Here is a 7,615-nt window from a genome sequence, read left to right as displayed (position 1 = left end):
CCTGAACCCTGAACCTACTTCGTTCAAATGTTCACAGTTCATAGTTTTACGAATCTTGTAAAGTTCACTTGTACCCCTGAACTTCTGAACCTCGAACCCTGAACCCTGAACCCTGAACCCTGAACCTACTTCGTTCAAATGTTCACAGTTCATAGTTTTACGAATCTTGTAAAGTTCACTTGAACCCTGAACTTCTGAACCTCGAACCCTGAACCCTGAATTCCTGAACCCTGAACCTTGAACCCTGAACCCTAAACCCAGAAAAGGAACTTTCCTAGAGGAAAATAGAAATGAAAAAGTCAAAGAAAAGGGGTATTTACCAGATAGTAAATTGCATATTTCGGGTTTAAATCCACCTACTCCCTGTATATCTCAATAATCTGCCTTATTTTTGAAAAAAAATCAAACGTGGAAATCAGAGAAGCAGTCAACTTGATTAAGGAAAGAGGAAGGATCCGTATCAAAGAAGGCCATGGATCCATCCTCGAACTGATCAGTTTGGACAATTGGGATCCCCATAGGGACAATTATGAAGGCATATTCCTTCTTTTTGATCTTTTCCAGATCAGGTCTATAGGAAACCAGTTTTCTGATGTTTCTCTGGATATAGTGGAATATGCCAGCAAACCTACCATTTACCAAACACCCGTAAATAAAATCCTAAAATCAGGCCCAATCGAACATGGCAACGTCCGCTTTTCTGTCCTAAAAAAAGATTTTTGGAACAGGTTACTTTTTACCTATTCCCAACCTCTTGTCCTGCAGTACAGTAAAATTCAGGAATTTGACTTCGAAACCAAAGAATTCTTCCCTTTGCTCAGCGCAGGTACCAAAGAAATGTTTTTGAGTCCCGAAGGGGATGTCAAAATCCATAAAGCATGAATTTCAAAGAACACTTAGAAAGTTTAGACATATTTAAAAGAGTAGGCAAAATCGCAGACGAGATGGGTTTTGAAACCTATGTGGTAGGTGGTTATGTCCGTGATTTGGTATTGGGAAGACCCTGCAAAGACATTGACTTTGTTTGTGTAGGTTCAGGGATCTCCCTGGCCCAGAAAGTAGCGGAAAGTTATGACAAACACGTACCCCTTTCTGTTTTCAAAAACTTTGGAACTGCCAACATCCGCCTTGAAGATTGGGAAGTGGAATTTGTGGGTGCACGAAAAGAGTCCTACCGCCACGATTCCAGGAAACCTATTGTAGAAGACGGTACTTTACAGGAAGATCTTGAGAGAAGGGATTTTACAATCAATTCCATGGCAGTTTCTGTCAATGCGCACAATTTTGGAGAGTTGATGGATCCTTATGGCGGAATGGAGGACATCAAAAGAAAAATCATCAAAACGCCTACTGACCCCATAATCACTTTTTCTGATGACCCCCTGCGGATGATGCGGGCAATCCGGTTTGCCGCACAGCTTCATTTTGATATTGAACCAGATACTTTCCTGGCCATTGTACATGATGCCCATCGGATACAGATTGTTTCAGCAGAAAGGATAATGGATGAGCTGAACAAAATTATCATGACCTCGAAACCTTCCTATGGCTTCAAGCTCCTTTTTGTGAGCAAATTATTGGAACAGTTTTTCCCGGAAATGGTCGCCCTTCAGGGAGTGGATTCTGTGGGAGACAAGTCGCACAAGGACAATTTCTACCATACCCTTCAGGTCTTGGATAATATTTCCAGATCAACTGAAGACCTTTGGTTGCGCTGGGCGGCCATTCTTCATGACATCGCCAAACCTGCTACCAAAAGATTCCACCCAAAAGTTGGCTGGACTTTCCACGGACATGAAGACAAAGGCGCCAGAATGGTACCCGGCATATTCCGAAGGCTAAAACTACCCATGGACGAGCGGATGAAATATGTGCAGAAACTTGTCAGGCTGCACCTGAGACCCATCGCTCTGGTATCTGACAAAGTCACGGATTCGGCGGTAAGAAGACTGCTCTTTGATGCCGGGGATGATGTGAATGACCTGATGACGCTATGTAGAGCAGATATCACCTCCAAAAACAACAACAAAGTACAGCGTTTTCTGGCCAATTTTGATAAAGTAGAGACCAAATTGATTGAAGTGGAAGAAAAGGATCAGGTGAGGAATTTCCAACCACCGGTTTCCGGAGAAGAAATTATGGAAATTTTTAAACTGAAACCATCCAAAATGGTAGGAGAATTGAAGGAAGAAATCAAAGAGGCCATCCTGGATGGACAAATTAAAAATAATAAAGCGGAAGCTTTAGACTTATTGTATAAATTAGCAGATCAAAAAGGATTAAACAAGTAATCAGAAGTATCCCTATGAATAAGATCAATTTGTTTTTGGCCCTAATGCTGTGCATGGGCACCGTGGCTTACGCCCAACAGGAAAACAGCAATACCCAGGATGCTGAAAGCGTCCGAAAAAGAAATGAAGCAGACCAACGGGTCTATACATTGGCCATGCGGTATAACGACCTGCCGGCTGCCAGATTGAAATTAATGGAGCTGATAGAGCGCAACCCTACCAACAACCGCTACCCAGAATTGCTTGCTAACCTGTATTTTGAAGCAGGACAATATGCATCCGCGGCTGTTGCAGCCATAGACCTGTTGGAACAAAATGACCAAAGCGCTGCCGGTCTTGAAATTGCAGCTTATTCCTTGGAACAATTGGGTGCTATGGACCGTGCCCTTCCTAATTTTGAAAGACATTACCTCATTACAGGTAATCTTTTTTCTTTGTACAAAAGTGCTTACTTACAATTTAGCCTGGACAAAGAAGAAGAGGCTATGAACTCAGTAAATATGATCATCAGAGACAGAAAGTCAATCGATGAAATCATTGGTTTCCCAACAGAAGACAATGATACACAGCAAGTAAATCTTAAAGCTGCTGCCCTCAACCTTAAAGGAATGATATTTATGGGGCAGAAGAATAAGGCTGAGGCCATTGAGGCTTTGAATGAAGCCCTATCTTTGGCACCCGACTTTCTCTTGGCCCAGGAAAACCTGAAAGAAGCCCAAAGTATGTAATGCTGTAAGCAATGGAAGAAAGCAATATCCACTATCTGAGTCTTTTTATGGATTCTCCGATTTATCTTGTGGAGGAAGAAAGAGAAATTCTGCTCCAGTCAGCGCTTTCATTGCAAAATACAGAAGAAAAGTTTACAGCAGAGAAGGAAGAAGATCTCAATCAGGTTGAGGATGCCAGGCAGGAATTGTCCTTTGAAGGTGGATTTGAAAAAGGTGTGTTGGTGGCATACGATACCCTGCAGCTGAGTGATGAGCTCAAAGAATTACTATTTAAAATTTTAGATGCTGTGGGCTGCTCCCTCAAAGATATTGCCCTTTGCCATGCAGGAATAATGCAAGAGGCCAGTATGGAGCAGATAGAAGCCCTTAACCCCGCTAAGATTATAGTTTTTGGAAGGTTCAACCATCCTTTGATGCACCATAAAAAAGAAGCCTATACTGTGCAAATGTCCGAGGATACCGAATACTTATTTGCAGATACCCTGGAACAGATCAACCATGATAAATCCTTAAAAAAAGCCCTTTGGCTGGCATTGAAAACACTATTTAACGTTACCAAATAACCTTATGAGCAGTAAAGAAAAGATGGCCAAATGGCTCAAAAGATTTAGATGGATCAGCATAATAGAGGGCTTTTCTTTCTTGCTCTTGCTATTTGTGGCTATGCCTCTGAAATATATGATGGATATGCCTTTGGCTGTCACTTATGTGGGTTGGGCACATGGCATTTTGTTTGTATTGTACATTTACATTGTTTTCCCTACGGCGAGGAGATGCTCTTGGGTTTTTAGTAAAACATTGTTTGCCTTGATCGCTTCTGTTTTGCCCTTTGGTCCCTTTATTTTTGACAGGTACCTGACCAAAGAGGAAAAAGAACTGGCAGCTACTTAAACAGCATGGCCTATGGCATTGATCAGCAAGAAAAAAAAGATTTATCCAATCAGTAACAACCTGAGGACTTATCTCCGCAAATATGGAAGGGAAGTGGACTTCCCAATTCATTATGCGGACTTGCTGCGCTATAATTCATCCATTCCCCTCTATGACTTCAAAGGAAACGACACCCTTTGGGAAACTGTATTTTATTCTGAATCCGACAGGGAAGAAATCCACTACAATGTCAAAAAGATTTATTCCCTGCTGAAAGCTGAAGGGGATATGTCCGTCATGAACCACCTTTATGTGGACAGGATTGATCTCTGTGTTTATGGGAATACCCAACCTTTCAGGGTCAGGATTGTCAACCGGATCAATGATAACTTTGATTATTTTTATGTTAAAAATGCGGATGCCTCCAGGGTATATGGACTGGAACTGGAACACCTGCTTTCCCCCAACAGGATCAATTACCTGGTTCACCAAAACACCCTGATTGAAGAACATATTGCCGGTATACCGGGAGAACAATTTATGCGGCAGTATGTACATGAAAACGTTCTCAACCCCATCAGGTTGGCCAAAGAATTTGTTAAATTCAATGAACGCTGCTTTGTCCGTTTGCTGGGAGATATGCATTCTTCCAATTTTGTGGTAGACATTACCCCTGATTTTGAGGAGATACACTATCGGATCAGGGCCATTGATTTTGACCAGCAATGCTATGAGGGAAAAAGATCGATTTACCTCCCACAGTACTTTAAGCAAAACAATGCCCTGATACAATTGGGAATCAAACACATCACCCCGGAATCCATGCGGCAGTACCAAAGAGAAGAACGGGCCCTGATAGCAACACGCTTGAAAAGCTCACCAAAAGAAATGGAAGACCTTCTGCAGAGCATGGAAAAAGACACCCTTTCTACCCCTGAAAATATTGAGTCCCTCAAGCAGGATCTGGCCCTTTTTTATGAAAACAGAGAGTTTTTGGCCTGTGAAAATATGGGGCAAGTCTTAAGGGTAAGTCTGGACCAGGTGCTGAAGAAGTAACCTTAACCGTTATTTCCCTTAAGGGAAGAGAAATTTCCAATTTGTCAGTTCCTAATATTTCTTGACACTTTTTGGGTTAATTATTCTTATTTGAACAAGTCTCCAATATATTGCCTAAAGCTTATTTCAAGCGTATATCGCAAAGCTTATATCAGATTCTACTTCTCATAATTTACCCAAATTACCTCTCGTCCCCAGTTTCTCGGCTCTCACTTCTCGCTTCTCAATAAAACCTTACCTCTGCCTGAGGATTCAGTTTTCGGAAAGCATCTACTGCCCTGTTGTTAAGGCGGGTATTGAAGCAGGTAAGCTTCTCAATCAGGCTCAAACCCTGTATAGGGCGCAAAGATCTCACATTGGTACTAGAAATATCCAAATCCCGAAGGTTGGATAAAGTTTCCAATCCCCGAAGCACACGGATATTTGTACCGGAAACATTTAGCGTCTCTAGAATTCTTAAATCTGCCAATGGTCTAAGGTCATCGATACCCGTGTAAGAGAGGTCAAGTGCTTTCAAATCAGTAAGCAGACCTATCGCATCAATCTCATTCACGGGAGCTTGAGAAATTTTAAGCTCTTCTAAAAGTTTCAAACCTCCTACAGCAGAAATATCCATTAAGGGTACATCAATTACCTCTAGTTTTCTAAGGTTTGAAAAAGCCAATAAAGGCTGTAGGTTAGAAATGCTTTCACCCTGAACTTTAAGGACAGGACTAGAGGCCCAACGATGAAGTTCCTCCACCCCAGGTTCCACTGATCCCCCAAACTGCTTACTGATCAATGCTCTCCAGGTATCAGAAAGCATTTCCCACCACAAAAGCAAAGCCTCCGAGCGGTAAATTACATTGATCTCCGGATTGGACTCCAAAAAGACAGGAATTTCTTCCTCTTGTATTCTAGACCTGTCTACGTTCAGAAAAGTGAGATTGGGCAGATTTTTTATGGGAAGTATGCTCTGCACCGGTGCATTTTCAAAATTCAGACTTACTAGTCCAGTTAGGTTGGACAGAGGTTGCAAAGTAGCAACAGAACTGTTTTTCCCAGAAATACTGGTCAATGTCCTGATTTCGGACAAGGGAGAAAGGTCCTGTATAGGAGTATTGTCAAAATTCAGATAGCTTATCTTTCGGAATTTCAATACAGGTCCTAAGGTATTGATCATACTTCCTGAAAGGTCCAGTGAGTCCATTCCTACTGTCATTGAAAGATCTTCTATAGAAGGTACAGTTTTGTCCAACTCAGGATTGATGAAAGACAGCACCATTTTCCATGATTCTGAAAGATCTGTCCACCAAATCTGAAGATTTTCAACATTATGAATAAGCAGTACCCTTCTGTTTCTTCTGGCAAAGGCGTCAGCATTTTCTTCTGTTATCCTGGTCCTGTCCGCATATACGCGCTGCAAGGTAAATTTATCATTCAAAGGACTAAGATCGGCAACCTCAGTTTGGTTGATATTGACTACCCTGAGTCTTTCATGTTCAGATAAAGGAGTCAGGTCCACAAAATTGGTCTCCATCAAGTACAATTGCTCCAAATTTTTCAGTTGGGACAAGAGTTCAAAATTGATCAAAAAGTTACCACTGACATCCAAATACGATAAATTCTCAAGATCTTGAATATTTTCTACATTGTTAAACCCACTTTCACGCAAGTTTAAATGTCTCAGGGCAGTAAAGGAATTCAACACGCCAAAACTTTCAATAGGAGTTCCGACTGCTTCTAAAGTATGTAATTGATCCAGGTTCCCTAATTCACTGATGTCCTGCACTTTGGTGCCTGAAATATTTAAATGCGTCAAACGATCAGAGAATTTGATGAATTGTATATCTTCTGCCGGAGTATTGGCTATATTAAGGTAACTCAGAAAGGTTACATTACTGATCGGTCCCAACTCTACAATTTGGGTATTGCTGATATCCACATATTTCAATTCCCTCAAAGCTTCAATGGCATCCAGATCGATGACATATTGATTTCCTGAAAGATTGATACTATCAATGGCACTTATTTTATACAGATCATCCAGCGTAACAGAATCTTCCTCAGCCAAACCTACTTTGTTCCTGAGATAACTCTCCCAGGTGTAGGAAAGACTGCCCCACCACTCTTCCAATTCCTTATCCCTGCTAAGCTTCGTGGTATACATGCTGGCAATTTTCAACTCATTGGACCTTTTATCCACATTGATCTCTACAAACCTAGGTTTGGTATTGGAAATCTTTTCTTGGTCAAGTCCTGTGGCAGTAAGGGTCCTGTCCATGGAAATGATAAAGGAAAGCTCTCCATTATCCCTTTCCATGGGTTTTATTTCTCTGATCTTAAATTTAAAATTGGCATCTCTGAAGAAAAACTCAATGTCCTTCATGTATGCTGTAATGTCTTTGTTGGTAATGACTTTTCTATCCAATAAAAGGTCATCTTCTACCTGGACTTTCTCGTCCCTGAAAATTTTCTTGTAGGATTCTCTGATGATCACATCCTTATCCCGTGCCGGCGTTTCCTCGCTGCCCAAAGTATTTAAAAAATATTCCAAAAAGCGGATGTGATCCTCTGCCTGTGTGGAGAGTTCTTTGATTTCTTGTTTGGAACATCCTGCCATATCCTACGCCTTCAAAACATTGGGAGCGAGTAGATATGAAAAGACAATGAAGAAAAATAATGACTTAT

The 7,615-nt window shown here is 41.3% G+C and carries 7 protein-coding genes; 6 read left to right on the top strand and 1 reads right to left on the bottom strand.

Going from position 1 to position 7,615, the window contains the following annotated elements; translation table 11 throughout:
* Window positions 1-408 precede the first annotated feature (408 nt).
* The 6 genes from QZT73_RS05130 to QZT73_RS05105 are packed head-to-tail and all read left to right on the top strand — an operon-like array spanning window position 409 to window position 4,945.
* Window positions 409-882, top strand: coding sequence for a hypothetical protein (locus QZT73_RS05130; RefSeq protein ID WP_291783459.1), 474 nt, complete (start codon window positions 409-411; stop codon window positions 880-882).
* A complete protein-coding gene (locus QZT73_RS05125) occupies window positions 879-2,291 on the top strand; it encodes an HD domain-containing protein (protein ID WP_291786962.1) in 1,413 nt (470 codons plus the stop codon). The genes QZT73_RS05130 and QZT73_RS05125 overlap by 4 nt, the downstream gene beginning before the upstream one ends.
* Before the next feature lie 14 nt (window positions 2,292-2,305).
* A complete protein-coding gene (locus QZT73_RS05120) occupies window positions 2,306-3,019 on the top strand; it encodes a tetratricopeptide repeat protein (protein ID WP_291783456.1) in 714 nt (237 codons plus the stop codon).
* A gap of 11 nt (window positions 3,020-3,030) precedes the next feature.
* Window positions 3,031-3,582 (top strand): hypothetical protein, encoded by a 552-nt coding sequence (locus tag QZT73_RS05115; RefSeq protein WP_291783454.1) that lies wholly within the window; start codon window positions 3,031-3,033, stop codon window positions 3,580-3,582.
* 4 nt (window positions 3,583-3,586) lie between these two features.
* On the top strand, window positions 3,587-3,910 hold the full coding sequence (locus QZT73_RS05110; RefSeq protein WP_291783452.1) for a DUF3817 domain-containing protein: 324 nt from the start codon (window positions 3,587-3,589) through the stop codon (window positions 3,908-3,910).
* 12 nt (window positions 3,911-3,922) lie between these two features.
* Window positions 3,923-4,945, top strand: coding sequence for a hypothetical protein (locus QZT73_RS05105; RefSeq protein WP_291783449.1), 1,023 nt, complete (start codon window positions 3,923-3,925; stop codon window positions 4,943-4,945).
* 223 nt (window positions 4,946-5,168) lie between these two features.
* Here the strand turns inward: QZT73_RS05105 and QZT73_RS05100 are convergent, their stop codons facing one another.
* Entirely contained in the window at window positions 5,169-7,547 is a 2,379-nt protein-coding gene (locus tag QZT73_RS05100) for a leucine-rich repeat domain-containing protein (protein WP_291786959.1), read from the bottom strand.
* Window positions 7,548-7,615: the final 68 nt, after the last annotated feature.

The sequence above is a fragment of the Cecembia sp. genome, assembly GCF_007126775.1.
Classification (GTDB): domain Bacteria; phylum Bacteroidota; class Bacteroidia; order Cytophagales; family Cyclobacteriaceae; genus Cecembia.
Note: the sequence above shows the minus strand (reverse complement) of the source record. Positions and strands in the feature narration are given on the sequence as shown.

Coding starts and splice junctions, on each gene's coding strand:
- QZT73_RS05125 (WP_291786962.1), top strand. CDS start 879: ATGAATTTCAAAGAACACTTAGAAAGTTTAGACATATTTAAAAGAGTA.
- QZT73_RS05120 (WP_291783456.1), top strand. CDS start 2,306: ATGAATAAGATCAATTTGTTTTTGGCCCTAATGCTGTGCATGGGCACC.
- QZT73_RS05115 (WP_291783454.1), top strand. CDS start 3,031: ATGGAAGAAAGCAATATCCACTATCTGAGTCTTTTTATGGATTCTCCG.
- QZT73_RS05110 (WP_291783452.1), top strand. CDS start 3,587: ATGAGCAGTAAAGAAAAGATGGCCAAATGGCTCAAAAGATTTAGATGG.
- QZT73_RS05105 (WP_291783449.1), top strand. CDS start 3,923: ATGGCATTGATCAGCAAGAAAAAAAAGATTTATCCAATCAGTAACAAC.
- QZT73_RS05100 (WP_291786959.1), bottom strand. CDS start 7,547: ATGGCAGGATGTTCCAAACAAGAAATCAAAGAACTCTCCACACAGGCA.